General features: G+C 67.3%; 21 protein-coding genes and 1 pseudogene. 7 read left to right on the top strand and 15 right to left on the bottom strand.

The features are described 5' to 3' along the window. The first annotated feature begins 1 nt into the window (after position 1). Positions 2-499, top strand: coding sequence for a tRNA (N6-threonylcarbamoyladenosine(37)-N6)-methyltransferase TrmO (tsaA, locus tag PVW46_RS08020; RefSeq protein WP_069209130.1), 498 nt, complete (start codon positions 2-4; stop codon positions 497-499). Here tsaA and PVW46_RS08015 read toward each other — a convergent pair. Beyond that, positions 491-2,002, bottom strand: a complete 1,512-nt coding sequence (locus PVW46_RS08015) for a malonate--CoA ligase (protein ID WP_069209129.1) — start codon at positions 2,000-2,002, stop codon at positions 491-493. The genes tsaA and PVW46_RS08015 overlap by 9 nt on opposite strands. Before the next feature lie 64 nt (positions 2,003-2,066). Continuing rightward, the gene (locus PVW46_RS08010) at positions 2,067-4,673 is read right to left on the bottom strand and encodes a PAS domain-containing hybrid sensor histidine kinase/response regulator (protein ID WP_274575517.1); all 2,607 of its coding nucleotides are present in this window, start codon (positions 4,671-4,673) and stop codon (positions 2,067-2,069) included. 288 nt (positions 4,674-4,961) lie between these two features. Here PVW46_RS08010 and PVW46_RS08005 point away from each other — a divergent pair, with 288 nt between their 5' ends. Beyond that, positions 4,962-5,564, top strand: a complete 603-nt coding sequence (locus tag PVW46_RS08005) for a response regulator (protein WP_043136561.1) — start codon at positions 4,962-4,964, stop codon at positions 5,562-5,564. Positions 5,565-5,585: 21 nt separating this feature from the next. Here the strand turns inward: PVW46_RS08005 and PVW46_RS08000 are convergent, their stop codons facing one another. The 3 genes from PVW46_RS08000 to ileS all read right to left on the bottom strand — a co-directional run bounded on the left by PVW46_RS08000 (position 5,586) and on the right by ileS (position 9,397). Further along, positions 5,586-5,825, bottom strand: coding sequence for a DUF3253 domain-containing protein (locus tag PVW46_RS08000; RefSeq protein ID WP_069209128.1), 240 nt, complete (start codon positions 5,823-5,825; stop codon positions 5,586-5,588). Then, positions 5,812-6,303 (bottom strand): histidine phosphatase family protein, encoded by a 492-nt coding sequence (locus PVW46_RS07995; RefSeq protein ID WP_069209127.1) that lies wholly within the window; start codon positions 6,301-6,303, stop codon positions 5,812-5,814. The genes PVW46_RS08000 and PVW46_RS07995 overlap by 14 nt, the downstream gene beginning before the upstream one ends. A gap of 145 nt (positions 6,304-6,448) precedes the next feature. Then, on the bottom strand, positions 6,449-9,397 hold the full coding sequence (ileS, locus tag PVW46_RS07990; protein ID WP_069209126.1) for an isoleucine--tRNA ligase: 2,949 nt from the start codon (positions 9,395-9,397) through the stop codon (positions 6,449-6,451). A gap of 411 nt (positions 9,398-9,808) precedes the next feature. Here ileS and PVW46_RS07985 point away from each other — a divergent pair, with 411 nt between their 5' ends. After that, entirely contained in the window at positions 9,809-10,129 is a 321-nt protein-coding gene (locus PVW46_RS07985; protein ID WP_069209125.1) for a hypothetical protein, read from the top strand. A gap of 160 nt (positions 10,130-10,289) precedes the next feature. Then, positions 10,290-11,483 carry an FAD-dependent oxidoreductase gene (locus tag PVW46_RS07980; RefSeq protein ID WP_069209124.1) on the top strand — a complete coding sequence of 398 codons (1,194 nt, stop codon included), beginning with the start codon at positions 10,290-10,292 and terminating at the stop codon, positions 11,481-11,483. A gap of 55 nt (positions 11,484-11,538) precedes the next feature. On the opposite strand, the pseudogene PVW46_RS28740 reads toward PVW46_RS07980, so the two are convergent. The 6 genes and pseudogenes from PVW46_RS28740 to PVW46_RS07955 all read right to left on the bottom strand — a co-directional run. Then, positions 11,539-11,790 (bottom strand): annotated as a pseudogene (locus PVW46_RS28740) (CBU_0592 family membrane protein); the annotation flags it as partial. A 103-nt stretch (positions 11,791-11,893) separates the two neighbouring features. Then, the gene (locus PVW46_RS07975) at positions 11,894-12,601 is read right to left on the bottom strand and encodes a VIT1/CCC1 transporter family protein (RefSeq protein WP_083242265.1); all 708 of its coding nucleotides are present in this window, start codon (positions 12,599-12,601) and stop codon (positions 11,894-11,896) included. A gap of 83 nt (positions 12,602-12,684) precedes the next feature. Then, a complete protein-coding gene (locus PVW46_RS07970; protein ID WP_274575511.1) occupies positions 12,685-15,450 on the bottom strand; it encodes a DUF2339 domain-containing protein in 2,766 nt (921 codons plus the stop codon). Between the two features lie 97 nt (positions 15,451-15,547). After that, positions 15,548-16,558 (bottom strand): YcjF family protein, encoded by a 1,011-nt coding sequence (locus tag PVW46_RS07965; RefSeq protein ID WP_069211530.1) that lies wholly within the window; start codon positions 16,556-16,558, stop codon positions 15,548-15,550. Then, the gene (locus PVW46_RS07960) at positions 16,555-17,028 is read right to left on the bottom strand and encodes a GNAT family N-acetyltransferase (RefSeq protein ID WP_232786192.1); all 474 of its coding nucleotides are present in this window, start codon (positions 17,026-17,028) and stop codon (positions 16,555-16,557) included. The genes PVW46_RS07965 and PVW46_RS07960 overlap by 4 nt, the downstream gene beginning before the upstream one ends. Further along, positions 17,025-18,440, bottom strand: coding sequence for a YcjX family GTP-binding protein (locus tag PVW46_RS07955; protein WP_069211529.1), 1,416 nt, complete (start codon positions 18,438-18,440; stop codon positions 17,025-17,027). Before PVW46_RS07955 ends, PVW46_RS07960 begins: the two co-directional genes overlap by 4 nt. 198 nt (positions 18,441-18,638) lie before the next feature. Between PVW46_RS07955 and truA the strand changes: the two genes are divergently transcribed. Next, positions 18,639-19,406, top strand: a complete 768-nt coding sequence (gene truA, locus PVW46_RS07950; RefSeq protein ID WP_069211528.1) for a tRNA pseudouridine(38-40) synthase TruA — start codon at positions 18,639-18,641, stop codon at positions 19,404-19,406. A 54-nt stretch (positions 19,407-19,460) separates the two neighbouring features. On the opposite strand, the gene PVW46_RS07945 is transcribed toward truA, so the two are convergent. The 3 genes from PVW46_RS07945 to PVW46_RS07935 all read right to left on the bottom strand — a co-directional run bounded on the left by PVW46_RS07945 (position 19,461) and on the right by PVW46_RS07935 (position 22,490). After that, positions 19,461-20,258 carry a phytanoyl-CoA dioxygenase family protein gene (locus tag PVW46_RS07945; RefSeq protein ID WP_069211527.1) on the bottom strand — a complete coding sequence of 266 codons (798 nt, stop codon included), beginning with the start codon at positions 20,256-20,258 and terminating at the stop codon, positions 19,461-19,463. A 64-nt stretch (positions 20,259-20,322) separates the two neighbouring features. Further along, positions 20,323-20,844: a hypothetical protein gene (locus tag PVW46_RS07940; RefSeq protein WP_274575501.1), complete on the bottom strand. Its 522-nt coding sequence runs from the start codon at positions 20,842-20,844 to the stop codon at positions 20,323-20,325. Further along, positions 20,841-22,490, bottom strand: a complete 1,650-nt coding sequence (locus tag PVW46_RS07935; protein WP_274575499.1) for a hypothetical protein — start codon at positions 22,488-22,490, stop codon at positions 20,841-20,843. Before PVW46_RS07935 ends, PVW46_RS07940 begins: the two co-directional genes overlap by 4 nt. A gap of 101 nt (positions 22,491-22,591) precedes the next feature. Here PVW46_RS07935 and PVW46_RS07930 point away from each other — a divergent pair, with 101 nt between their 5' ends. Beyond that, complete coding sequence (locus tag PVW46_RS07930; protein WP_069209910.1) at positions 22,592-23,734, top strand: amidohydrolase; 1,143 nt, start codon at positions 22,592-22,594, stop codon at positions 23,732-23,734. A gap of 56 nt (positions 23,735-23,790) precedes the next feature. Beyond that, positions 23,791-24,231 carry a riboflavin biosynthesis intermediates N-glycosidase gene (ybiA, locus tag PVW46_RS07925; RefSeq protein ID WP_069209909.1) on the top strand — a complete coding sequence of 147 codons (441 nt, stop codon included), beginning with the start codon at positions 23,791-23,793 and terminating at the stop codon, positions 24,229-24,231. Positions 24,232-24,233: 2 nt separating this feature from the next. Here ybiA and PVW46_RS07920 read toward each other — a convergent pair whose 3' ends face one another. After that, entirely contained in the window at positions 24,234-25,271 is a 1,038-nt protein-coding gene (locus tag PVW46_RS07920) for a zinc-dependent alcohol dehydrogenase family protein (protein ID WP_069209908.1), read from the bottom strand. Positions 25,272-25,280 lie beyond the last annotated feature (9 nt).

Genomic DNA, 25,280 nt, shown 5'->3' with positions numbered 1-25,280 from the left:
AATGTCCACATCCATCCATCGCGACCAGCTGCGCCCCGGAGAAACCCTTGCCGAGTTTCCGCCCGCCACCGACGCGGGCTTGCGTTTCATCGGCCGGATCGAGACGCCTTTCAGGGTGCGCGCCGATTGCCCTCGGCAAGGCGACCCCGAAAATGGCCCGGAGTGTACCGTGACCCTCGATCCGGTCTATGCGCCCGCGCTGGACGGGATCGAGCAGTTCGAGTTCATCGAACTGCTCTACTGGCTGCATGAGGCCCGGCGCGACCTGCTCACCCAAAGCCCCAAAGCCGATGGCCGGACACGCGGCACCTTTTCGCTGCGCAGCCCGCTGCGGCCCAATCCCATCGGCACCAGCATCGTCCGGCTGATCGAACGCGATGGTGCCCGGCTGACCGTGCGCGGGCTGGATTGCCTGTCCGGAACGCCGCTGCTCGACGTGAAACCCTATCGCTGCGATTTTGCGGTACAGGCGCGGGCCAAGCCGGGCGTCTCAACCTGAGAATAGCCCCGCGAAACGCTCGCGCAGGGCGGCTTTCTGAACCTTGCCCATCGTGTTGCGCGGCAGGGCGTCGATGACCTCCATGTGGCGGGGATGCTTGAACCGGGCCAGTTTCGCCGTGACCTCGGCGGCAATGGCGTCAAGGTCGGGCGTCTGGCCGGGCTCAGGAACGATGACTGCCACCGGGGTCTCTCCGAAATCCGGATGAGGCACGCCGACCACGGCGCTTTCCAGCACGCCCGGTTGGTCGTCCAGCAGTTCCTCGATCTCCTTGGGGTAGATGTTGAACCCGCCCGAGATGATCAGGTCCTTGCCGCGTCCGACGATGGTGACATAGCCATCCTCGCTCATCTGGGCGAGGTCGCCGGTGATGAAAAAGCCGTTCTCGCGCAGCTCGGCGGCGGTCTTTTCCGGCATCTGCCAGTAGCCCTGAAACACGTTCGGGCCGCGCACCTCGAGCATGCCGATCTCGCCGCGCGGCAGTTCGGTGCCGGCCTCGTCGCAGACCTTGGCCTCGACCCCCGGCAGGGGCAGGCCCACGGTGCCGGCACGCCTGTCACCGTCATAGGGGTTCGAGGTGCTCATGTTGGTTTCGGTCATGCCGTAGCGTTCCAGGATGCGGTGGCCGGTGCGGGCTTCGAACTGGCGATGCGTTTCGGCAAGCAGGGGCGCCGAGCCGGAGATGAACAGCCGCATGTCGCCCGCAACCTCGACGCCAAATCGCGGGTTGTCCAACAGGCGGGTGTAGAAGGTCGGCACCCCCATCAGGCTGGTCGCCCTGGGCATCCAGTCGATCAGCGCGTCGGTGTCCAGTTTCGGGAAAAACACCATCGCGCCGCCCGCCGCCAGCATCACGTTGGTCGCCACGAACAACCCGTGGGTGTGAAAGATCGGCAACGCGTGCAGCAGCACGTCGTCCCTGGTGAACCGCCAGAGGTCGACCAGGGTCAGAGCGTTGGACAAGAGGTTGTCCTGGCTCAGCATCGCACCCTTGGAGCGGCCCGTGGTACCCGAGGTGTAGAGAAAGGCGGCAATGTCATCGCTTGCGCGCGGTTCGACGGGGGCCTCTTCGGGGGCTGCGTCTGCCCGTTCGGCCAGGGTGCCGGCCCCATCCGGACCCAATGTCTCGCAATGGGCGCCGCAGCGCGCGGCAACCTCTCCCAGCAGGCGGGCGTCGGTCGGGTCGCAGACCAGTACCCGCGCGCCCGAGTTCTCGACGAAATAGGCGATCTCGTCCCCGGTGTAGCCGGTGTTCAGCGGCAGAAAGACAATCCCGGCCTGGATGCAGCCAAAGACCAGCGCCAGCGCGTCGGCGCATTTTTCGACCTGCAAGGCCAGCCGGTCGCCGGGTTCCAGCCCCAGTTCGCGCAGCGCCCCGGAGAACTGGGCCACGCGTGCGGTGAACCCCGCGTAACTGATCTGCCCACCGTCCGGGAGGTGCAGAAAGACAGAGCTGTTCGTGGTCTGATGACCAAGGAGCGTGTCGTAAAGCGGGTTGGACATTGGGCTCTCCTGCTGCGCTGGCCCCTCGTGTTTAAACGCAGCGTGCACAGGGGGTAAAGCGGGCTCAGTGCAACTGTTCTACCGGGCGCAACACGGCGGAAAGTGCGTCGCGCGTCGTCTGCCAGCATTCGGCCAGATCGGCCTGGCGCCCGTCCAGCTCCATTGCGTTCCCGGCCTTGGCCGCCTGCTCGATCTCCTGCAGCAGCGTCATCAGCCGGGCCGCGCCCATCATCGCGGCAGACCCGGCCATGCGGTGGGCCTCCGCGGCCAGGGTAGCCTGCCCGGTGATCCCGGCCTTGGCGAGGTCGGGCATGGCATGCTGAAAATCGGTCATCTCGAACAGGAATCTTTCGTGCAGGTGCCGCAGTCGCGCCGGGGCGAGGTCCTGGCGCATTTCCTCCAGGTGAGCCTCGTCGATCACTGTGGTCTGGTCACCGGGCGCGGGCGGGCGGGTCGCGACAGGGCGGACCGCTGCACCTGCTGCCAAGACCTCGGTCAGGACAGTGCGGATCGCGTCAAGCGTCAACGGCTTGATCAACACCGCCTGCATCCCGGCCGCATGAAAGGCCTCGACCTCTTGCGGCAGGGCATGGGCGGTGGTGGCGACCACGGGGGTTGCCGCGTTGATTCCGGCGCTGTGCCGCAAGGCGCGCGCCACGTCGATCCCGTCCATGCCGGGCATCGAGATATCCATCATCACCACGTCGAAACGCCGGGTTCCGAGGGCGGAAAGCGCCGCCTCGCCACTGTTGGCTGTCTCGACCCGGTGGCCGTCGCGTTCCAGGAGGTCGCGGCCCACCAGGCGGTTGATCTCGTTGTCCTCGACCAGCAGCACATCGCAGGCCGGGGGGCGCTCGCAGGGCTCCGGGCTGGGCACCTCTGGCATGGGTTTCTCTTCCGGCGGGGCCAGCGGCACCCGCAACCAGAAAACGCTGCCGTCCCCCGGTTCGCTTTCCACGCCCAGCTCACCCCCCAGGACCGTGGCCAGTCGCAGCGAGATGCCCAGCCCCAGCCCCGTGCCCGAGGTGCTGCGTCCATAGGTGCTGTCGATGGTGACGAAATCCTCGAAGATCCGGTCGATGTCCTCTTCGGCGATGCCGATCCCGGTGTCCGTCACACGCAGTTCGACCGACTCCAGCCCGGCGGCGCAGTCGGCCTCCAGCGTGATCCGCCCGTTCCATGTGAACTTGATCGCGTTGCCGACGAGGTTCAACAGGATCTGGCGCAACCGGTCGGGATCGCCGTAGACCCGGTGCAATTCGGGGTTTGGGGGCACCAGGATCAGCCGGTTTCCCCGGGCGCTGGCGTGCTGGCCCTGGTTGTCGACGATGTCTTCCAGCAGTCTAACCAGGTCAAAACCGCTCTTGCGCAGTGTCATCTTGCCCGCGTCCAGCCGCGAGATGTCCAGCACGTCGTTCACATGGCCCAGCAGGATACGGCCCGAGTCGCGCACGATCCGCAGGTAGCGTTGGTGACGCGCGTCCAGCGACTGGTCATCGACCAGTTCCAGCGTGCCCAGCATCCCGTTCAGCGGCGTCCGCATTTCGTGGCTCATGACGGCCAGCAGTTCGGCTTTCTGTTTTTCGCCTGCGATGGCGCGGTCGCGGGCGCGTTTCAGCTCGGCCTCGTTGCGGACCCGGTCCGAGATGTCGCGCAGGAAGGCGATGTAGATTTCGCCGGCGGGACTTTGCGCCCGGGCCAGGGAAAGGTCGACGGGAAAGACCGTGCCGTCGCTGCGTCGGGCGTCCAGCCGCACGATCCCCTTGCCGATCACCCGCGCGTCACCGTCACGGCGGAACCGGGCCATCCCGCGCCGGTGCGCGGCGCGGTAATGATCCGGTACGATCAGGTCGGCCATGTCCGCCCCCAGCGCCTGGTTGCGATCATAGCCGAAGATGCGCTCGGCGGCGCCGTTGTAGTCCAGGATGCGCCCGGCGGCATCCGAGACCACGACCGCGTCCAGCGACGTGGACAGGATCGTCTCGATCCGCTCGCGTGTCTCGCGGTTGGCCCGGGCCTCGGCGTCGCTCTTGCGTGCCAGCCGGAACAGCATCAGCGCCAGAACCGCCAGGAGGATCACGAGGGCGACGGTCAGTAGGCCGACGCGCACCATGCTCCGGCTCAGGCTGTCGCGCTGTTCAAAGCCCTGTTGGGAAAAGAACTCGACCCCGGCCAGGGTGGTGTCGCGCACGGTGGTGCGCACCGACCTCGCATCTTCGGCCAGGTCGGGCAAGGCGGCCCTCAGGGCCTCGTCCGGCCCGTCGATCAAGGGCAGCCAGTTGCTGCGAAACGTCCGGATTTCCTCGATCCGTTCGGGCATCACGCCGATCTGCATCAGGGTTTCGAACCTGTGGCTTTCGGTCAGGGTCTCGACCCGGCTGTAGAAGATGTCATAGCGCAGACGTACATCGCTCAGCGAGACGTCGCCCGTATCGGCGCGCAGGGCGGAAATTTCCAATGCCATCAGCTCGACTTCGGCCTGGCCCAGGGTCCACTGCATGTTGTCTGCTGCCGACGAGGCCAGCCGGCGTGTCTGCTGTTGCAGGTCCAGGACCAGCACCGCGATGGACACCACGATCATCACAATGACGATCCCCGTCAGCCAGTTCGGCAGGCTGGACATCCAGCCGGGCCCATCGCGGCCCGGGGTGCGTTCGGGTCCCTGGGTCACGCGGTGCTGCCGCCCGAGGACGAGGGCGGGCGACTGCATCTCGGCGTGACCGGGGCGTGGGTGGCTTGGATCATCCGGATCTCCTGGCTGGCCAACGGCCCTCTCCAGAAAAACGGGGCAGAGAGGCGGGCGCAAGGGGCCAAAGCCGGTCAAAGTGTCATCTGACCGGAACTGATGTTTGTAATAGGTAGCGTTTTCTGTATCTTTCAGGGTTCCTGAGGCGCCGTGGCGGGCTAGACTGCCACTGTGCGTGTATCCGCCATCGGCGCAGATGGGACGAGTTGAAAGATGAGAATTCTGGTTGCAGACGACCACGACCTGGTGCGGGACACGATTGCGGCTTATCTGGACGGTGCGGATGTCGAAGAAGTCTGTACCGTGGCCACGCTGCAGGATGCGGTTTCGCTCGCCAAATCGAGCGGCAGTTTCGATCTCGTGCTGCTGGACTACAACATGCCTGGCATGAACGGGCTGGAGGGGTTGGAACGCATGCGCGCCGCGAACGAGGGGCGCCCGGTGGCGATCCTGTCCGGCAGTGCCACGCGCGACGTGGCCACAGCGGCGCTGAAGGCGGGGGCACAAGGGTTCATCCCCAAGACGCTCAGCGCCCGGTCGTTGCTGACGGCGGCCCGTTTCATGGCCGCCGGAGAGGTCTACACCCCGATCGAGTTCCTGAAAACCGGCGGCAAGGGCGAGGATGACATTCTTACCCGCAGGGAACAGCAGGTCCTGCAGGGCATCTGCGAAGGCAAGTCAAACAAGGAAATCGCCCGCGACCTTGACCTGCAGGAGGTCACGGTAAAGCTCCACGTCAAGACGCTCTCGCGCAAGCTGGAGGCGCGCAACCGGACCCATGCCGCGATGATCGGGCGGGACCGGGGACTGATCTGAACGCCGGTTTCGGACCCGGGGTCAATCCCGGTGCAAAGACAACCGGATCGGGCCGAAGGCGCCAGTCGGGTCGACCGGGCGCCCTTTCTGGGTGGCGACCAGCGGCAGGGTTGCCGCGACCTGCCGGACGCGGGGCATCAGCGGGCGCCAGTCGCTGGCCGGTGTCTTTGCTGCCTCTGACGGGCACAGGCTCTTGCCCGGTCCTCTTGCGCGGGCCAGATCCATCAGAACAGCGGCGATCTCTGCGTCAGTTGGGGCCATAGCGGCGGCGTTCAATCGTCACCCGTCCCTGTGCATCCGCCCGAACGATGTGAAGGTCGCCGTATTCGATGGGCATTGGCTCGGACAGGCCCAGGTCCTCCCAGATCGTGGCGATATTGCCCTTGTTGCCGATCCAGATCAGCGTCTTGCCCGCGCCGCTCTGCACGAGGCCGGCGGTCGGCGCCTCTTGTGGCAGGCGGTTCACGGCCAACCCACGGGCGCCCGCCAGCGGCGCGGCGGTGTCGAGGTTGCGCTTTATGCCGGGGCTGAAGATCAGGTCGATGTCGAAATCCTTGACCGCCTGCACCAGCGCCCGCGCGCGTTCGCGCCCCCGCGCATTCAGGTCCTCGCCGTCGCGGTCGGCATGGCGTGTGACGATCAGCGTGGAGTTGGGGGCAAGCGCCAGGGCCTGCCCCGGCATCATGCCACAGGCGGGCACAAGCGCGGCGGCGCCCAACAGGAAGAAACGGCGGTTCATGGCATCCCTCGTCTGTTTTTCTGACAGCCTAACCCCGCGTCACCTTTCGGGCAACGCCGGAGGGAAAGGCCCGGGGCGGCCATGAAAAAGGCCCGAAGTCCGGCAGGACTTCGGGCCTTGCAGGCTATTCGATGCGCTCTGGGGATCAGTCCAGGGCGGCGTTGCAGCGTTTGCAGGTGGCGGGGTGGGCATGGTGGCCCACGTCCGGCAGGATCTTCCAGCACCGCTGGCACTTTTCGCCTTCGGCTTTTTCAAAGACCACGCCGACGCCTTCGACCTCGGGCATCCGGTAGGCCTCGTTCGGCATCGGGTCGCCGGTCAGGAAGGTGTCCGAGGTGATGCAGACATCCTCGAAGGCGACCGATTTCAGCGCCTCCAGCATGTCCGGCTCTCTCACATGTACCACCGGCGCCGCTTCCAGCGAGGCGCCGATCACCTTGTCAGTGCGCTGCACTTCCAGCGCGGCGGTGACGACACGGCGGGCGCGGCGCACCATCTGCCACTTGGCCGCCAGCGGTTCATCCAGCCAGTCCTTGGGCGTCTCGGGGATGTCCTGCAGGTGGATCGAGCTGTCGTCGCCCGGGAAGCGTTCCAGCCAGACCTCTTCCATCGTGAACACCAGGATCGGCGCCAGCCAGGTGGTCAGGCGGTGGAACAGCAGGTCCATGACCGTGCGCGCGGCGCGGCGGCGTGCGGTGTCGCCATCGCAATACAGCGCGTCCTTGCGGATGTCGAAGTAGAAGGCCGACAGTTCCACCGTGCAGAAGTTGAACAGCTGCTGGTAGACACCCTGGAAGTCATAGGCGGCATAGCCTTCGCGCACCACGTGATCCAGTTCCGCAAGACGGTGCAGGATGTAGCGTTCCAGCTCGGGCATGTCCTTGGCGTCGACGCGCTGATCCTCGGTGAAATGCGACACCGCGCCCAGCATGTAGCGCAGGGTATTGCGCAACCGGCGATAGCCGTCGGCGGTGCCTTTCAGGATCTCCGGACCGATGCGCAGATCGGCGGTGTAATCCGCCTGTGCCACCCAGAGCCGCAGGATGTCCGCGCCGTATTGCTTGGTTACGTCCTCGGGCGCCACGGTATTGCCGAGCGACTTGGACATCTTGTTGCCCTTCTCGTCCAGCGTAAAGCCGTGAGTCAGCACGCCGCGATAGGGCGCGCGGCCCAGCGTGCCGCAGGCCTGCAGCATCGAGGAGTGGAACCAGCCGCGGTGCTGGTCGGTGCCTTCGAGGTAGAGGTCCGCGATACCGTCCTCGGAGCCGTCCGGGCGGTCGCGCAGCACGAAGGCATGGGTCGATCCACTGTCGAACCAGACGTCGAGGATGTCGAAGACCTGTTCCCATTCGCTGGGGTCATAGTCATTGCCCAGGAAGCGCTCCTTGGCGCCGGGCTTGTACCAGGCATCCGCGCCCTCGGCCTCGAAGGCCTCGAGGATGCGGGCGTTGACCGCCTCGTCGCGCAGCAGGAAATCCGCGTCCGTCGGCATCGCGGCGCGTTTCACGAAACAGGTCAGCGGGACGCCCCAGGCGCGCTGGCGCGACAGGACCCAGTCGGGCCGCGCCTCGATCATGGAGTACAGCCGGTTGCGCCCGGTCTGCGGTGTCCATTTGACCAGCTTGTCGATGCTGGTCAGGGCGCGTTCGCGGATCGTCTTGCCATAGGTGTCCTGACCGTCGCCGACCTCGCGGTCGATGGCGGCGAACCATTGCGGCGTGTTGCGGTAGATCACCGGCGCCTTGGAGCGCCAGGAATGCGGATAGCTGTGCGTCATCCGCCCGCGCGCGATCAGCCCGCCGACCTCGACCAGCTTGTCGATGACGGCGGTGTTGGCCTTGCCTTCCTTGCCCTTGGCGGTGATGACCTCCAGCCCCTTGAACAGCGGCACATGGGGCAGGAACTCGCCCGCTTCGCCGATGTTGTGGGTCATCCGGTCCATCCAGCCGCGCTTGACGAAGGCGTCATAGTCCTCCTGGCCGTGGCTGGGCGCGGTGTGGACAAAGCCGGTGCCGGCCTCGTCGGTGACGTGCTCACCATCGATCATCGGCACGTCGTAGTCCCAGAAGTCCTCGCCGCCCTCGACGCCCCGGAAGGGGTGGGCGAGGGTCAGCCCGGCCAGCTCGTCAGCGGACACATCGCGGACACGGGTCCATTGTCCGTCGGACAGGCGGGCCTTGGTCAGCACCTCTTCGGCCAGTGCATCGGCCAGAAGATAGGTATCGCCCACCTTGACCCAGCACTCCTCGGGCGTGCCCGTGACCTCGTAGAGGCCGTAGGAGATCGCCGGGTTGTAGGCGACTGCCTTGTTCGAGGGGATGGTCCAGGGGGTGGTTGTCCAGATCACCACGCGGGCGGACAGCAGGTCCGTGTCCATGCAGGCGCCGGTATTCGGGAAGTCCGCTGCGGAGACAACATCGAACGGCACCCAGATCGTGTGCGACTTGTGATCGTGGTATTCCACCTCGGCCTCGGCCAGGGCGGTCTTTTCCACCGGCGACCACATCACCGGCTTGGACCCCTGGTAGAGCGTCCCGTTCATCAGGAACTTCTGGAACTCTTCCGCGATCACCCGCTCGGCGTGAAAGTTCATCGTCAGGTAGGGATCGACCCAGTTGCCGGTCACGCCCAGGCGCTTGAACTCCTCGCGCTGGATGTCGATCCAGCCCTCGGCGAACCTGCGGCATTCCTGGCGAAAGTCGACAACGTCGACCTCGTCCTTGTTCTGGCCCTTCTCGCGGTACTTCTGCTCGATCTTCCATTCGATCGGCAAGCCGTGACAGTCCCAGCCGGGGACGTAACGCGCGTCGCGGCCCATCATCTGCTGCGAGCGGACGATGAAATCCTTGAGGACCTTGTTCAGCGCGTGGCCGATGTGCAGGTGGCCGTTGGCATAGGGCGGACCATCGTGCAGCGTGAAGGCCGGTCGGCCCTCTTTCTCGCGCAGGCGGTCATAGACGCCGATCTTTTCCCAGCGGGCCAGCCAGTCGGGTTCGCGCTTGGGCAGGCCGGCGCGCATGGGGAAATCGGTTTTCGGCAGGGACAGCGTGGTCTTGTAGTCGGGCACTGTCGTTTCGGTCGTGTCGGCGCACATTTGTGGCGTCCTTTGAATCACTGGTGTCGGTCAGGATGTTGGGGCGGCGCGACGTCTCATACGCCTTGTCCCGGCGGCTCGTATCCTCAGAGCGCCGGGCATGTAATTCGAATGATGAACACATGGTACGTCATCTTGCGCGCCTTATAGGCCCGCCGCGCGGGCGCGTAAAGTGGGCAGGCATCGGCGGGAACCTGCGATGCCGCCCTGCAGCATGGGCGGGAAACGGCTGTCTGGTGACATCCTTGGGTTGTATCCGCCGGAACCCGCCGAGGCGACTCTGCCGTTTCGGCGGGCCTTGACCGATCCGGCTTCTCGTCGGGATCGGCGGGTTTTCCGGGCGCGTAGCTTCCCCATCTTGTGACATAGGCGCCGGCCACTCCCGGCGCGCCAGGAGTAAAGGAAAGCCAGATGACACATCAGACGACAGACCCGTACCTGCGACAACACGAAGCCCGCTATTCGCCCGAAGAGCGCATCGACGATCGCCTTGCCAGTTCGCGCCGTTCCGGTGGGTCGGCACTGGGCATCCTGGTCGCCCTGTTGGTCGGCCTCGGGGTCGTGGCGCTGATCGCTTACGGCTCGGGTTCGACCACGACGCCGGTCGATCCGGCGGCCATTGATCCTGCAGGGGCGCCGACGGCGATGGACCCGACCCTGGGCGCCGCCGCGCCCGAGGCAGAGACAAACGCGCCCATCGCTCCGACGGAACCGGCGGTTCCCGCCGAATGAACCCGCCCGGGCGGGTGGCAGCGCCCGGGGCCGGCATTACCGGTCCCGGGCTTCTTTGCGTCAGTCGCCGCGGTTTGCAGGAAATTCAGGCCTCCTGCGGCAGTGCGCCGCTTGCGCTGTCGTGCCTCTCCGGGCTTCCCTGTCGGTTGGGAGGGGCGGCATGTCCAGAAAACTCGACATCGCGATCGCCGGAGCCGGAATGGGGGGCCTGGCGGCGGCCACGGCGCTGCGGCAGTCCGGCCACGACGTGACCGTCTTCGACCAGTTCGAGGCGCCCGCGCCGGTCGGTTCGGGGCTGGTAATGCAGCCGGTGGGCCTGGACGTCCTGGAACAGCTGGGCGCCTTGCCCGCAGCGATGGCCAAGGGCAACCGCATCCACCGCATGTTCGGCCACGAGGCCAACAGCGGGCTCCCTGTGCTTGACGTGGCCTATGACGCGCCGGGTGTGCCCCGGTTTGGCCTGGCGATCCACCGGGCCGCCCTGTTCCAGGCATTGTTCGACACCGCTATGGCGTCCGGTGCGCGGCTGGAGCCCGGGCATCGCGTCACCGGTGAAAAGGACGGCAAGCTGTTGTTCGAGAATGGCAGCGCAGGTCCTTTCGATCTCATCGTGGATGCCACCGGCGCCGGTTCTCCGCTGTCGCCGATGCGCGCCCGGCCGCTGGGCTACGGCGCACTCTGGGCGACGGTCAACTGGCCGGACAGGACCGATTTGCCACGCAACGAGCTGCGCCAAGCCTATCGCCGCGCCGACCGGATGATGGGCGTCCTGCCGGTGGGGGCCGTTCCCGGGCAGGAGGGATTTCGCAGCGCGATCTTCTGGTCTCTGCCGTCCGGCAGTCATGCGGCCTGGCTGGACCGAGGTCTGGAGGACTGGCAGGCCGAGGCCGTGGCGCTCTGGCCTGATTTCGCGCCCTTCATCAGCCAGATCACCGATCCGGGCCAGATGACGATGGCGCGCTACGCGCATGGTACCTTGAGGCGCCCCTTTCGCGAGGGCGTTGTGCATATCGGCGATGCGGCACATCGCGCCAGCCCGCAGCTGGGGCAGGGGGCGAACATGGCGCTTCTGGATGCCTGGGCCCTGGCGCAGGCTCTGAAGCTGGCACATGATGACCTGCCGCTGGCCGCGCTGACCTATGCCCGGGCGCGGCGCTGGCACGTTCGCAGCTACCAGTTGATGAGCCGGCTTTTCACGCCGCAGTACCAGGGCGACAGCCGCCTGTTGCCGATCCTGCGCGACAGGGTGCTGTACCCGATGTCCACGCTGAAACCGATTCAGGGTATCCTGACGCGGCTTGTCTGCGGGGACCTTCTGCCGCCGTTCGGTTCTCTCGCGCCTCCCGAAGCGTGACGCGCCTTGCCCGGGCAGCCTCTGCCCGGCGGTCGGATCCCCTGCGTACCAGGCGCAGGACAATGGCCGCGATGCCGATGCTGATCCAGAACACCTGGATCAGGGCCGAGGCCAGGTTGAATTCATGGCTGAGGCCGATCAGCACCAGCGACGCGGCCGCCGTATTGCCGACGAAATAGGTCAGACAATCCCCGGTCACCAGCCGAAAGCTGAGCGCCGCGTACACGCCGACATAAAGGAAGAACCCGCAGAGGCCGATGGCGCGAAAGATGTCCTCTGGCTCGGCGGTGGACAGGAAATCGATCATGGGAAAAAGGGTCCGGGCAAATGGGAAAGGGCGGAAACAATAGCGCCATCCTGTGCCGGACTCCCGTTTGGCGCGAGTGAGGTATACCCGACTTCCCTGCCGGCTACCCGAACAAGGAACCGACCCAGTAGGCGATCCCCGCGGCCACGCCGCCGATGGCCAGCGTCTCCAGCCCCGACCGCCACCAGGGGGCCAGCGACCAGATGCTTTTCAGCGATCCGATGGCAAAGAAGGTCACCAGCGTCAGCACGCTGGCCACCGTGAACCCATGCGCGAGCCCGATCAGGAAGGGCAGGAGTGGCACGGCGCCCGCCACCAGGAAGGCGCCGAATGTCACCAGCGCGGCGCGCATTGGATGCGGATCGACAGAGCCGATGCCGTACTCGCCTTCCAGCATGGTCTCGATCCAGATCTGGCGGTTCTTCGCGATCTGCTCTACCGCGTCGTCGAGCGTTGCGCCTGACAGGCCTTTCTGGCGCAGGATCTCGCGCAGCTCGCGGCGCTCTCCATCCGGGTAAAGGCGGATATGGCGTTCCTCGACCTGGCGCAGGCGCAGCTTGTTGTCGCGGTCGGCCTTGGTGGCCGAGAAGTTCCCGGCGGCCATCGAAAACCCGTCCGCCAGCACGTTGGCCAGCCCAAGCGCCACGATCACGAAGGGCGATAGCCCGGCGCCCGCCACGCCTGCGACGATGGCAAAGGTGGTTACACACCCGTCGATGGCGCCATAGACCGCATCGCTCAGGTCGCCACGGCCCGGCGGGTGGGCCAGGCGCTCGGCGATCTCGCCTTCGGAATGGCCATGTTCCGGCAGGTCCATGTGCCCGCTCTCCCTCGTTCGGCCCCTCTTGGTTGGCGCGCCCGACGCCTGCGGTCAAGGGCGCGGGCGTCGCACCCTCAGGCTTCGGGCGTCGGTGTGGCGCGGGTCTGTGCCCAGCGGTTGACCCATGCCAGCCCCGCCAGCGACAGGCCCAGCAACAGGAAGGAAAACACCCTGACCAAGCCCGCCAGTCCCGAGATGTCGATCAGAAAGACCTTGGCCACGGCCAGCGCGATCACGGCGACGCCGGCCCGGCGCAACCCGTCAGAGCTGCGCGCCAGCGACTGGTAGAACAGCCCGGCCCCGGCCAGCAGCAGGCCGACGGTATAGCTGTACAGCTCGCCGTCGGTGATGCCGTTGGCGGTGTGCATCAACGTGCCGCCCTGCCAGGCGTGGCGGATCACCAGTCCCAGCCACAAGAGCGCCAGGAGAGCACCGGGCGCGCCGATCACCACGCGCAGCCAGCGCCGCAGGTGGGTCAGCCGAAGGGCGCCCGCCAACAGAACCGCCGCCGGCAGCAGGTAGGCCGGAATCAGCGTGTTCACCCCGATCAGGCCGTGTACCACCTGTTCTTCGAAGAGCGGGTTGCCCAGGGTTACCCCCAGCGCGACCCAGATCAGCGACACCAGGCCAAAGACAGCCGCCAGCCCGGCGCGCAGCCAGCGCAGCGCGTCGCCCGCCTTCAGGCGTTCCAGCTGGGCCAGCGCGGTGCCGATCCAGATCGTCGCATAAAGACCCAGCGCCCAATGCGCCTCTTTCGGGACGTGGCCCACGTAGGCCTCGATGGCGTGATACAGCGTCAGGCTGACCGTCATGCCGCCCACCGACCAGGCGGCGCTTTCCAGGAAGACCTGCGCGCGGGGGCGTAGCCGGGACTGGCCCAGCATCAGCGCGCCCAGCAGGGCCGTGAGGGTTCCGCCATAGGCGGCCAGCATCTCCAGCACCGGCGCCTCCAGCGCCCAGGGGAGCCCCGGCTGGATCAACAGCCGATAGCCCAACGCCAGCACGCCCGCCGCGACAAAGCCTGTCATCTGTGGCAGGTCGAACCGCCGGTCCAGCGCGGTGGCGCTGACCACGACAGCCGCCAGTGCCAGCGTAAGGGCGGCATCGGTCAGCAGGACGGTCAGGGCAAAGGCGATGCAGGCCAGGGCCGAAACCGTGGCCAGGGCGGGCCGCAGCCGGTCCCCGGGGTCGGCCTGGGCAAACCGCGCCGCCTTGGCCACCATCAGCCCCGCCAGTGCCAGAGCGTGAAGCGCCCAGGGCCAGGCGCCGATCATCATCGCCGGGTGCCAGCCGAATTCCAGCGCCAACCCCGCAAGCGGGGCGATCAGGGCCGCGACCGCGGCCCAGGCGGCGTGGCCCCCGGGTTGCAGGCTGCGCCAGGCCGCAGCCAGCCCCGGTAGCACCGCTGCCAGCAGGATCAGCGTGAAATCCATCAGCATCCGCTGTTCGGTCAGCTCTTGCCCGGCGATGAACCGCGCTGTCAGCACGTCTTGCGCGGGGGCGTTCAGATCCGGCATTCCGATCAGCGCAAGAAGGGTCAGAACCGGCAGTGCCACCAGTTCCTGCAAGGCGGGCGCTCCGCGTGACCACAGCGTCAATGCCACGGCCAGGCCCGAGGCCAATGCAAGAGACAACCGCCAGGTCAATGCGCTTTCAGGCGCGGCATGGACGAGGATCGCGCAGGCCGCTGCCAATGTGCCGAGGGCCAGGATCAGCGGAAAACCGGGCCGTCCGCGAGCGCCGGTCTCCAGCACGGATTGCACGAGGCCGGGTCCCTCATGGTCGGGTGCCAAGCCGCGCGAAGGAATCAGCAGGACCATGATCACCAGCGCGACGCCAAAGGCCGCGAAGCCCGCCATCATCGCCTCACCGCCCGACGTCGCCAGCAGCAGCCCGGCGCCCAGCGCCAGCACCACCGACAGCACGCTGACCCAGGCCCAGCGACGCAGCGTGTCGATGCCCAAGCCCATGCCTGCGAGCAGGCCGAAGTAGACCAGGAACCACTCGGGCGCGTCGTTTTGTCCACCGACGACAAAGGGGGCGCCCATGCCGCCGATCAACCCGATGGCGGCCAACAAGGGGCCATGCCGCCAGCCCAGGACCAGCCCGAACAGTGCGACGCCGAACAGCGCCGACAAGGCGAAACCTGGCCCGACGAGGTCATACAGCAGCCGCGCCGCAAGAATGCCGCCCATCAGCGAGACGAGGCCCGCGCCCGACAGCACGGAGGGCAGGTAGACGGTCGAACTGCTTTCGTCGTCGCCGAACCGCCGTCGGATGGTCTCTCCTCCGGCGATCAGGGCGGCGCCGAACACCAACGCCGCGATCACGCGGGCGGTGGGCGTCAGCAATCCGGTTTCGATCCCGTATTGGACCAGGAAGATCCCGGCCAGCGACAGCGAGACGGCGGCAATGGCGTAGAACCAGTTTTCCTGCAGCCAGCGGCCCAGCCGGTCAAAGGCCGAGGGTGCGGCCGGGGAAGGCGCGGAGGGGCGGGGGGCTTCGGTACGGGCGGGCGCTGGCGGCAGAGCGGGGGGACTTGCCGGGGCCTGTTTCGCGGGCGCCTTGGGGGCCTCTCCGGGCGCGGGCGACAGGTTGGCCGGCTGCGGTGTGGCGGATCGGGCTGCATCCCGCGGCGCGCTGGCGGACACAGGCGCGGGCCTTGGCCGCTCTGTCGGGGCTGGACGGGTGGTTTGCGCAAGGCTGCGTTCCAGGTCTTGCAGGCGGGCCTGCAAGGCGCGCACCTCGCGGCGCGTGCGGACCTGCATGACGACCGTGACGATCACCACGATGGGCAGAGCCAGCAGGCCCAAACCCAGAATAACGAGTAGCGCTTCCATCCGTCGACGGTCTCCGATGTCTTCGGTCGCGCAGTCTAGGACGGGGGGCCGGCGCTGCACAGGTCCGGAATGCCGGACCCCGCGCAAGCCGGCCGTGTCACCCTTTGTCCTGCATCACGAGGCCGCTAAGCGAGCTGCGGATGATCGCCCGGACCGAGGGGCGTTTGCCCTTGCCGAAGGGCAGGGGGCGGCAGACCTCCATCGCCGCGACGCCGACGCGTGCGGTCAGGGCGCCGTTGACCATCCCCTCGCCAAAGCGCCGCGACAGCTTGCCCAGCAGGCCGCCGCCCAGGATCGGCTCCAGCATGTCGTCGCCCACCGCCACGGCCCCCGTGGCGACAAGGTGGGACATCACCGCCCGCGTCAGCCGCCAGCTGCCCAGCGTGCCCGAGCGCCCGCCGTAGATCTCGGCGATCCGGCGGATCATCCGCAGGTTGGCGGTCAGCGCCGCCACCACGTCGGCCAGCGCCAGCGGCACCAGTGCCGTCACGGTCGCCACTTGCCGCGCCGCTGCCTCGACCTCGCGCCGCGCCGCCGTGTCCAGCGGAGCGAGCAGCGAATCCTCGGCATGGGTCAGAAGGCCGGAGGCGTCGAATATCTCGTCGCGCCGGGATTTCAGCTTGTCCCGCCCCCAGCGCGTGTCTTCGCGCCCCTTGTAAAGCGTCACCAGGTCGTCGGTCAGCTTGCGCGCCCCGGCCAAGTCCTCGTCGGCCAGGGCGGTTTCGGCAGCGTGGTGCAGGGCGTCGATCCGTGCAAGTCGCGAGAAGGCCGCGATTTCCTTGATGATGATCATCAGGCAGACAAGCCCGAAAGCGGCGAAGAGCGCGGACACGGCCCAGCCGAGCATCGCGTTGCTGGCGATCAGATCGGTTACAAAGCGCCAAGCCGCGATGGAAACGAGCGTGCCCACCAGCGCCAGCAGCAGCCGCCAGAACCAGCGCGCCAGCGGCGACGGATCGCGCGTGGCCAGCGCCGCGACGGTGGTCATGGCGGCCCCCTCTGGCGGGGGCAGGTGCGGTTCGGGGACGGGGGGCGCTTCGGACGGGCTGGGCGTTGCGCCGTCGTCGTCGAGGTCGATCAGGACGGGACCCTTGGGGTGCTGGCTCATGTCACAGGCTCCTGCAGGGCGCCCGCATCGCGGCGCCAGAGGTAATGGATGTCGGGCAGGCCTTCTTCGTTGTCGCCATCGGTGCGACCCGTCTCGGCAAAGCCGTGGCGCAGGTAAAAGCGCTGCGCGCCCGCGTTCTGCTGAAATGTCCAGAGTTCCAGCCGGTCGGCGCGAGCCTTGGCATGGTCCAGCAATGCGCTGCCCAGCCGCCGCCCCTGCGCCCAGCCCGCCACGAAAAGCGCGTGGATTTCAGACCCCTCGCGGGCGAGGAACCCCGCAACCTCCGGCCCCAGCTCTGCCACTGTGACCCAGCCGCGATCAATCAGCGTGCCCGCGTGCGAGATGTCCTGCGCCGCCGAATGCAAGCGCGGTTTCCATGCGCGGGCCTCGACCGCCTCTGTGATCATCGCGCCAAGCCGTCCGGCATCGCCCGGGTCCGCTGCGCGCAGGGTAATCGTTTCGGCGGTCACAGCCGATCCCCAATCAGGAATTGTGCCGCGCGGTCCAGCCGGATGTGCGGCGGGCCTTCGCCGGGTTTCAGGGTCAGCGGCGCTGGGGCGAAATTCATCACCGAGTAATCCTGATCGAGCCATTTTTCCGCCCCTTCGCGGGCGCTGCCCAGCAGGTGCGTCGGATCTTCCGGCAATTCACCGGGGTAGAAGGCCGCCTGCTTGCCACTGTCCATCAGGGTGCCGCGCACGCAGGGCAGTTCGCTGCCCTGATGGGGCATCATCTGTTCCGTCGTCGCGCGCAGGGCGGCGATGGACATGGCCTGCGTCTCGGCCCCGGCAAAGCGCGCTCGGTCGCGCGCCTCGCGGGTCAGGGCCTCCATGATGCCGGTCAGGCGACCGTGTTGCAGATGGTGCAGGTGATCGGCCTTGGTGGCGGCAAACAGGATCTTTTCCACCCGCTTGCCCATCAGCAGGTTGGTCAGAAAGGCATTGGTGCCGGGGCGGAAGGCGGTCAGGATCTCGGCGAGGGTGCGGCGCAGGTCCTCCATCGCGCGCGGCCCGGCATGGATGGCGCCAAGCGCATCCACCAGCACGATCTGCCGGTCGATGCGGCTGAAATGGTCGCGGAAGAAGGGTTTGACCACGCGCGACTTGTAGCTGTCATAGCGCCGTTCGAATTCGCGGTAGAGCGAGCGGCGTGGCGCGCCACTGACCGCAGGCAGCGGCGCAAAGGTCAGCACGGGCGAGCCTTCCAGTTCCCCGGGAAGAAGGAACCGTCCCGGCGAACAGTCGGAAAATCCGGCGGCGCGGGCGGCGTGCAGGCTTTGTGTATAGGCCTCCGAAAGTGCGCGGGCGCGGGTTTCGTCCAGTTCGGCGCTGCCGTCTTCGGCCCGTATCCGGTCCAGCGTTTCCGGGCCGCCGGGACGAAGCTCCAGCCGTTCCAGCATGTCCTGGGACCATTCGGCATAGGATTTGTCCATCAGCGAGAGGTCCAGCAGCCATTCGCCGGGGTAATCGACGATATCGAGGTGCAGGGTGCGCGGCCCCTGCAGGCCCGCCAGCAGTCCGGCGGGCCGGATTTTCAGCGACAGACGCAGTTCCGACACGGCGCGGGTGCTGTCCGGCCAATGCGGCGTGCGGGCGGTCAGGGCGCCCAGGTGGGTTTCGTAGTCGAAGCGCGGCAGCGTGTCGTCGGGCTGGGGCTGCAGAAAGGCCGAGAGGATGCGCTGTTCGCTTTCGGCCACCAGTTGCGCCATGCGGGCGCGGTCCATCAGGTTCGCCACCAGCGAGGTGATGAAGACGGTCTTGCCCGCCCGGGACAGCCCGGTGACGCCCAGCCGGAGGGTCGGTTCGAAGAAGGTTTCCGACAAGGTGCCGGTGACATTCTCGACGCTCCGGGTGAGCGTGTCGGCGATGGCGCCAATGACCATGAGTTCCGGGCCTTTCCCTTCGGTTCGGATGCGAACTTAGTCATTGCCGCGGTGCGGGGCCAGAGGCGGACAGGGGGAATGTGGGCAATGTTGCGCCCCGCGCGCGGCGCGTCTCCCACGCGCCCATCCCCGTCTTGCCGCGCGCGGGACAGCCCGGCGGGATTGCCCTTGGTCCGGTGTACGGCTAGGAGGCGCGTCATGCCCAGGTATGCGCTTTTGGTGGAATATGACGGCCGTCCCTTCGCGGGTTGGCAGCGGCAGGCGGATCAGCCTTCGGTTCAGGCAGCCATCGAGGCGGCGCTGGCCCGGCTGGAACCGCGCGACCATACCATCGCCGCCGCAGGGCGCACCGATGCCGGGGTGCACGCACGCGGGCAGGTGGCCCATTGCGACATGGACAAGGACTGGGATCCCTTTCGCCTGTCCGAGGCGCTGAACTTTCACCTCAAGCCCGCACCGGTGGCGATCCGCGCGGCATCGGCCGTCTCCGATGACTGGCACGCACGGTTTTCAGCGGTCGAACGGCGCTACCTGTTCCGGCTGTTGATGCGGCGGGCGCCCGCGACGCTGGAGGCGGGGCAGGTCTGGCGGGTCAACCACGAGCTTGACGTCGATGCCATGCGCGACGGCGCGGCCCACCTGCTGGGTCAGAACGACTTCACCACCTTCCGGTCCGTCATGTGCCAGGCAAAATCGCCGGTCAAGACGATGGACGAGATCACCATCAGGCGGGTCGAGGGGCTGGCCGGTCCCGAAGTACATTTTTTCCTGCGGGCCCGCAGTTTCCTGCACAACCAGGTGCGGTCTATCGTGGGCACCTTGGAACGGGTCGGCGCCGGTGCCTGGGCACCGGAGGACGTGAAGACGGCGCTCGAGGCGCGGTCGCGCGCCGCCTGCGGGCCGGTCTGCCCACCGGACGGGCTTAGCCTGATGGGCGTGGGCTATCCGGACGATCCTTTCGCCTGAGACAGCCCACCGCCCTTTGAATTGCTGACCCAAGAGGCGCCCGTCGGACCGGATTCAGCGGTTGAACAGGACCGGGAACCAATCCTCGCGCAGGCGCTGGCCCTCGGTCATGTCGTGGCCGGGGAACGGCGGAGAGGTGGGGCCGGGTCGCGTGGTATAGCGCGCGTCATCGCCCACCAGCCGCAACGAGAAGGCACGGCGCCGCGTCGGGCTGTCATTGCCGCGCGCGCCGTGAAGGACGGCGAAGTTGAAGGCCACGGCGTCGCCTGGTTCCAGCGCCCATTCTCGAACTTCCATGCCGTCGGCGTCCGGATCCGGCACCGGCATGTAGGCATCCGCTTCGGGATAGAAATCCTCCTCGGACAGCCAACGCGTCGGCAGCACGGGCTTTTCCCAGAGGTGGGATCCGGCGACGCAGCGCAGGGTGGCTTCGCGCACCGGGTCCAGCGGGCTCCAGAAACTGACGGTCTGGCGACCCTCGACAAAGTAATAGGGGCCGTCCTGGTGCCAGGGCGTGGGCTTTGACGTACCCGGCTCCTTGACCAGCACATGATCGTGGAACAGCTGCGCGCTGTCCGACCGCATCAGGTCCGCGGCGACCTCGGCCACGGCAGAGCTGCGGATGACCTCTTCGAACTCGGGGATGCGCTGCCAGTTGCAGTAGTCATCAAAGAAACGCCCGGCCTCGCCCTCCTTGAGGTTTTCTGCCGCGTAGGGACCCGGTTCGGACATGTTGCGGGCCACTCCGGCGCGCAGCGTTTCAACCTGGTCAGCCCAGAGCCCCCGCACAACGACCACGCCATTGCGCTGGTAATCGTCGATGTCGGCCTGGGTCAGCAAAGGGTGGGGCATGGGACTCTCCTGAATTTTGGCGGAGAGAAGCACGGGGCGCCGGAATGGGCAAGCCGCGCCCGGGTCAGTCGTTGTCGATGTCGCCCGCTCCGGCGCCGGCGCTGCGCGAGCTGTCCGTGGCCGGGACATATGTCAGGGCCGCGAGGGTGGACAGCCGGTCTATCAGCGCCGGATCTGCCGCGATGCGCGGGGGGAGGGTGGGGGCCGCGCCCTGAACGGGGGCGGTGTCCAGGCACAACCGGGGCAGTCCGTCCTCGCTTTGGCCCAGCTCGGCGCGCGTGATGTGCAGGGCGGTCAGGCGGGCATAGGCCGGGGCCAGCGCCTCGTCCCCCGGTTGCAGGGTGAGGGTGATCTCAGGACCGGCGAGGTCCACCGCGCGCTGGATGTCTTCGACCAGCAGCGGAAGGCGCAGGATCGGGCTGTCATCAGGATCGGAGAGCGCGTCCAGCAGGGCCTGCGCCTCTCCTCCGCTGGCCAGGAATTCCACCGTCGCGGCGCCGAAGACCTGCGCCTGGTGAGGCGGAAAACCAGCGCCGCGCGCGGCCTTCTGGGCCAACGTAGCGATTTCATTGGCGGAGTAGCTCATGCGCCCAACCCCGCAAGCCACCAGTCATCGGCCCGCGCAGTTCCCAGGTCCTCGGGCAGCGGGGCGCCCTGGGCAAGGGTGATGCGTGTCCAGCGATCGGATTTTGGATCGAACTTGGTGGCGCCGAAAAAGGCCAGCTTGCAGCGCAACATGTCGATGGGCAGACAGCTTTCGGCGATCAGGTTGTCGCGGATTTCGGCATAGGGATGCGCGGCCAGGCAGGCAACCCGGGCTATGGCCAGCTCATGCTCGGGCCGGGCGGCGCGAAAGGCGCGCAGGTCCGTGACGCCGTCCAGCGCATGCCAGAGCGCCTGCACGCGCCGCGCAATGTCCAGCGGGCTTTCGCGGTCCGCGCCGGGGTCGTCGAAACGATCGCCCAGCCTGGGTTCAAGCTTTTCTTCGGAGACGTACCAGAAGCGGCGTTGCTGTGCGGTCTCTTCGAAATCCAGCCGCAGCACCCAATCGAAATGCGTTTCGATGGCCGTGCGAAGGGATTGGGCGTCGTCGAACCCGTTTACCGACGGGGCCAGCGGGTCCGTCATGCCCGCGGCGAGGTCGTCCACGATGTCCCCGAAGGGTTCCAGCGCCAGCGCAACACAAAGCTCCTGCGTGTCGACCGAAAAGGCCTCGGACCGGCGGATCAGCGCGTCGACCGGCGAGTCCTGCGGAAGCTCCTCGACAAAGCCGCGGATTGCGGGCCATTCGGCCCGGATCAGGTCGATCCGCGCCTGGTGGTCGGGGGCTGGCACCTGCCATTCTACAAGGTGCGCGGCCACTCGATCGCACAGGGTGGTCAGCCTTGTGCGGTCTTCGCGTCCCAGCGTGGGCAGGGCGCGAACCCTGGCCAGGGCGGTTTCCCGCGCCTGCATCCAGTTGTTCAGCAAAACGGGATGCGAGACCAGAAAGGGCGCCATGCCCAGCCCGGTGGAATTGCCGATTCCAAGGTGGCGTTTCAGGGCCGGATCCAGGGCCGTGCCGCCCAGGTGCTCGACAAGATCGTGGGTAAAGCTGCGGATCATCCAGACCGTCAGCATCTCGGCGGCAAAGGGACCTTCGATCCCCGGCCGGCCCGCGATCAGCCCCCGGTCGGCGATGCCGAACTTGCCGTTCCCGTAAACCGCCGTTGTCCGCATCAGGTAGCCGACCTCGTTGACCAGCGCCTCATCCGGTTGCCGGCCCGCGCGCAGGCGTTCGATCACGTGGGAAAACAGCCGCACGGATTTGTTGGCACGCGACAGGACCAGGTCCCTTTCCGTGTAGCGGGCGGCCTCCTGTTGCGGAGCGGCGGCGCAGATGCGGGCGATTTCATCGGAGTCGGGCACGCCATCATAAAGGACATAGGCCGTGTCCCAGGCGGTCGCGATTACGCGGTCGGTGCGCATCTCGTCTGGCAGATGGGTCGAGACGGCGACAAGGCTGTAGTCGTGCCCGCCCAGTGCAATGGTATAGACCGCATGGCCAAAACCCTCCGCACCGATATTCCAGACCGGGCGCCGCAGCCTGGCGCCTTCGGCGGCCAGGCGTCGGGTCAGAACCCGCAGAAAGCTCAATCGTGTCGGAAAGCTTGCGCCCATGCGGTGCAGGCGCATGACCTGCGACGGCGGGCGCAGTCCGGTCCGGGGCGAGGGGCAGACGAGATCCTTCATGCGGTGACTGTGCCAGCTAGATCGCGAGCTGGGAAGAGCCTGCCGGGCTTGCATCGGGGGCCTGCGCCGTGAAAGGCTGCTCTATCGGCAAGGGGGAAGGCATGTCCGCAGTGGATGCGATCGACGCAAGCGTTTTGCAACGGGCGCGGGCCTTGCGCCATGCGCTGCACCGGGCGCCGGAATTGTCCGGGGCGGAACATGCCACCGCCGTGCGTATCGCCGCGGAAATGCGGGCGCTGGGCGCGTCCGAGGTTATCACCGGGCTGGGGGGCACCGGCGTGGCGGCGGTCTTTGGCAGCGGGCAAGACGGGCTTGTGATCCGGTGCGAACTGGACGCGCTGCCGATCGAGGAAACCGGCGCGCCAGCCTGGCGATCGGAACAGCCGGGGGTTGCGCATCTTTGCGGTCACGACGGTCACATGGCGATCCTGCACGCGGTGGCGCAGGTTTTGTCGCGATCCCCTCCCGCGGGTCGCGTAATCCTGCTGTTCCAGCCGGCCGAAGAGACTGGGGCTGGGGCGCGCGCGGTGCTGGCGGACCCGCGCTTTGCCGCGCTGGGCGCGCGGATGGCAATTTCACTGCACAACCTGCCCGGCTTGCCACTGGGTGCCGTGGCATTGCGAGAGGGGCCAGCCAACTGTGCCTCGCGCGGCTTGCGCGTGCGTTTGAGCGGGCGCACCGCCCATGCCTCGCAGCCCGAGACCGGCATGTCGCCCGGCGTGGCGCTGGCCGCGCTGATCCCAGGTCTGGCCGGGCTCAGCCGTGATCTGCCGACCGATGACGTGCGGTTCCGGCTGGCCACCGTGACCCATGCCCGGCTGGGCGTGCCTGCATTCGGCGTGGCGCCCGGCGAGGCCGAGCTTTATGTCACCCTGCGGACACTGCTGGATGACCAGATGGCGGATCTTGAGGCCGAGGCACGGGGCATGATCGCCGGTGCGGCGCGGGGCTTTGGCACGGAGATCACGGTGCACGAGGCCTTTGGTCATTGCGTGAATGCGCCCGAGGCGGTGGCCCTGCTGGAACGCGCGGTCGAAGGACTGCCGCGCAAGGATGCCGCCGTGCCCATGCGTGCCTCCGAGGATTTCGGGCTGTTCGGCAGCGTGATGCCCTCTGCCATGTTTTTTCTGGGGGCCGGGGAGGAGGCTCCGGCCCTGCACAATCCCGACTATGATTTTCCCGACGAGTTGATCGGGATCGGCGCGGCGATCTTCCTGGGCGCCATCGCCGCGCAGGGGGGCTGAAAACACATCGGGAATTCCGGACTGGCACTGCGGGCGCTTCCGGGGTTTCTGGCGCCATGACCGACACGATCTATTTCTACGCCCAGACCGACCCTTACGGAGAGTTCTCGAACTTCGCGCCCTTTGGCGTGGACAAGGAGGGCCTGTGGTGGCGCACGGTCGAACATTATTTTCAGGCGATGAAGTTCCAAGACATCGCCCACCGGGAACGCATCCGCATGTGTTCGCGCCCGAAGCAGGCCAAGGCGCTGGGCATGACCCGTGACATCCCGATCCGCAGTGATTGGGAAGAAGTCAAGGACGGGATCATGATGGAGGCCGTCCTTGACAAGTTCACCCTGCACCGGAGGCCGCGCGACCTGCTCTTGTCCACGGGGGACGCGCAGATCGTCGAAAACGCGCCGATGGATGCCTACTGGGGCTGCGGCCCGGACGGGCAGGGGCTGAACCGGCTGGGCGAAATCTTGATGCAGGTGCGCGAAGAATTGCGCGGCTGAGGTCAGAACCGGGTGATGACCGTCGCGCCGCGCGCCTGAAAACTGTCCATGTCCATCAACGCAGGCGCCGCCTCTTCAAGGCTGATCCGGTCGCCGACCAACTGGTCTGGGGACAGGGCGCCGCTGGCGATCATGTCCAGCATGGCACCATAACGGTGCGCCTGCATACCGTGGCTGCCGAGGATTTCCAGTTCCCAGCCGATCACGCGATCCATCGGCAGGGGCGGACGGCTCTGGTCGCCCAGCAGCAGGCCGACCTGCACATGGCGGCCGCGCTTGCGCAGGCAAAGGATCGAGTTCGCGCAGGTCTCGGGGTGGCCAAGGGCGTCGATCGACAGGTGCGCGCCACCCCGCGTCAGGTCGCGCACGGCCTCTGGCACGTTCCCGGCGCGCGCGTCCACGACCGCCGTGGCGCCCATGCTGCGCGCCATGTCCAGCTTGTCCGCGTCGATGTCCACCGCCAGGACCCGCGCGCCCATCGCCCGCGCGATCATGATGGCGGACAGCCCCACGCCACCGCAGCCATGCACGGCGACCCATTCGCCGCCGGAGACCCGCCCCTGGTCGACCACGGCGCGGAAACTGGTGGCAAAGCGGCAGCCGAGGCTGGCCGCGGTATCGAACCCCATGTCAGGCGGCAGCCCGACAAGGTTCAGGTCCGCCTGAGGCAGCGCGACGTATTCGGCATAGCTGCCCCAATGGGTGAAGCCGGGTTGAAACTGGTTGTCGCAAACCTGCTGGTGCCCCGCGTGGCATTCCGGGCAGCTGCCACAGGAGCAGATGAAAGGAACGGTCACGCGGTCGCCCTCGGACCAGCGCGTGACGCCGTCACCAACCGCCGCGACGGTGCCGGCCAGTTCATGCCCGGGCACATGCGGCAGCTCGATGTCCGGGTCGTGGCCCATCCATCCGTGCCAGTCGCTGCGGCAAAGGCCCGTCGCCTCGACCTTCAGCACGACGCCGCCCCGTGCAGGCGCGGGATCGGGGAGGGTGGTGATCTTCGGCGCGGCGCCGAAGGCCTCGTAGAGCATGGCTTTCATGGGGGGTCC

The organism is Mameliella sp. AT18 (assembly GCF_028807275.1).
Taxonomy (GTDB): Bacteria; Pseudomonadota; Alphaproteobacteria; order Rhodobacterales; family Rhodobacteraceae; genus Antarctobacter; species Antarctobacter albus.
The sequence above is the reverse complement of the archived record's forward strand: the minus strand, read 5'-3'. Positions and strand labels throughout refer to the sequence as shown.